We start from the raw sequence: 2,121 nt of genomic DNA, 5'->3' as shown, positions 1-2,121 counted from the left end.
AGGTGATTCCTGTGCGAATGAGGAGAAAGCTAATCCAAAGCACAATACCCCAAGAAACAATTTATTAATAGTCATTTTTTTCATTTTCATCAGGCTCGGATTAGAACAATAAAACATAGCTCAACTTTGAATTGAATGGAAGATAAATACCTTCAGCCCCAATTTGAGGTTCAACATCCTCTGTCAACACTTCCAGATAAGCTCCTGTATCTTCTATGAGATAATGCGTTTTAGAAACTTTTTTCAAAGAGCTGCCCGGCGCAATTTTAACTTGAAAACCTTGAGGAACTCCGGAAATCTCCATTTCTCTAAGAATTCCTTTTCCTGTTTCCATTAACTTGATATGGTCTTTTAAAATGGCACCCGATTCAGATTTGGCACCAAATTCCACATCGCCATTTCCTAAGATTTGATACCCTGTTCCTTTCAAAGCAATATCAGAAGCTTGATAAGAATTGGTAAGTAATAGCGGATTGTCTAAACTCAATTCCGTCACAGCACCCAGTGGTCTTGAAACACCATTACCTCTACTATTCCACATGGGAGTTGCATCCAAAAAACCCCCTCTCCATACTCTAATCAATTGATTCGTTTCTAAGTCATAAGTAAAATGAATCCCATATTCAGAAGAAACTGAAACGGCATGAGAGAGCTTTGTTCTATTTGGTAGCTCTGCAAAACTTCTTAAAACTGGTGTTTCATCGGTTTTTACCCAAATTGGGTCTGCGGAATTATTGTAGGACATGACCGGTTCACTCAATACAATGGGCCATAGTCCGTCAGCACTTGCCGAAAAATTAAATCCTTGAACAGTCCAATCTCTTGGTTTGGAAACCCAAATAGTATAAGGAACATCTCCCGAAGCCATTGCCTTTTCAACTCTTACTCTTCCTTCTTTAAGTTCTAAAGGAGAAGTATTATCTCCAATAACCATAGCTCCTAAACCTCTTGGGACATCTAAATCAAAAGTGTAATTCCCACTTTCTTTGATATTCAACATGCCAGTGAATTTGGTTAATGTGGATCCAGCAACACCCGAATTAAAATCATCAAAGGATTCAAGATTTCCAGATTTCACTGCTTTGAGATCAGATTCTGGAAATTCAGAAAAAGAACCTGAATAGACAGAAAAATTAATATTCTTAATCTCCGGAGCACTCAAATCCAATCTTTTTACCTCCAATGATTTGATTGCTACGGAGCCATGATCTCCCTGAATTCGAATAGGACCTTCTGCTAATTCCTCTTCTAATAAAGCTCCCCGGGTTGGGCCAAAAACTTCTAGGTTTTCATGAATTGTCACTCCATTTAATCGAATATATCGGAACTTGGCATTCTGGGTTTTTTCTCCCTTGGTCGAAAATTTTGGCGCCTGAAAAGCTACTTCCAAAGTTTGCCATATTCCTGGAGCTTTACTTGCATTTTGCCTTGGAGCATATCCTTGATAACCTTTCTGACCATCAGGTTTGGATTCATCCCAACGCTCATAGACTCCTCCATTACTTCCTGAATTCGGATTGGTTTCCTGCCAACTGTCCAATAATTGGACTTCATATTGACCTTGAAGATATATGCCCGAATTAGAGCCTTCCGCCATCATGTAAACCATTTTCAATTCGACATCCCCGAATTTCTCAGATGAAATAATATCTGAACCTGGTTTTCTCTTTGCCGGAGCATTCAATAAAATTGTTCCATCTCCATCTGAAATTAAATTGTGATCTTTTGGAGAAAGTTCGGACCAAACTTCTCCAACTTCTGTCCAACTCCCTTTATTATTTGTAAAGGAGTCGAGGGAAAGTTTAGATACCGTTTGAGCCTGCAAGCTGAAAGTTGGTGCTGCAATAGCCAAAGCCATTCCTAGCCCAAGCAATCTGGGTTTCAAAAGCATAGGTTTAATAATTGATTGATTTTAATATAAATACTGTTTCTTTTTAAGCTTCATAAACTACTTTCCTTTTGAATGAAAGCAAGCTGAATTTTGAAAAAAGACTTTTCCAGCGAATTTTTGAATCCTAAATATACACTTGAAATTCAACTTTTATTTATTCTATCGCTAGAGATGCATATAGAAATTATGTCTCATCAGAATTAATCAAATTAAATACTTAGAACTTTCTT

The 2,121-nt window shown here is 37.5% G+C and carries 1 protein-coding gene; it reads right to left on the bottom strand.

Annotated elements, in window-relative coordinates; all coding sequences use genetic code 11:
- Positions 1-100: 100 nt before the first annotated feature.
- Positions 101-1,891: a DUF1080 domain-containing protein gene (locus Q0L68_RS19880; protein WP_296705983.1), complete on the bottom strand. Its 1,791-nt coding sequence runs from the start codon at positions 1,889-1,891 to the stop codon at positions 101-103.
- Between the last annotated feature and the right edge of the window lie 230 nt (positions 1,892-2,121).

The sequence above is a fragment of the Algoriphagus sp. genome, assembly GCF_024642405.1.
In the GTDB taxonomy this organism is placed as follows: domain Bacteria; phylum Bacteroidota; class Bacteroidia; order Cytophagales; family Cyclobacteriaceae; genus Algoriphagus.
The sequence above is the reverse complement of the archived record's forward strand: the minus strand, read 5'-3'. Positions and strand labels throughout refer to the sequence as shown.

Coding starts and splice junctions, on each gene's coding strand:
- Q0L68_RS19880 (WP_296705983.1), bottom strand. CDS start 1,891: ATGCTTTTGAAACCCAGATTGCTTGGGCTAGGAATGGCTTTGGCTATT.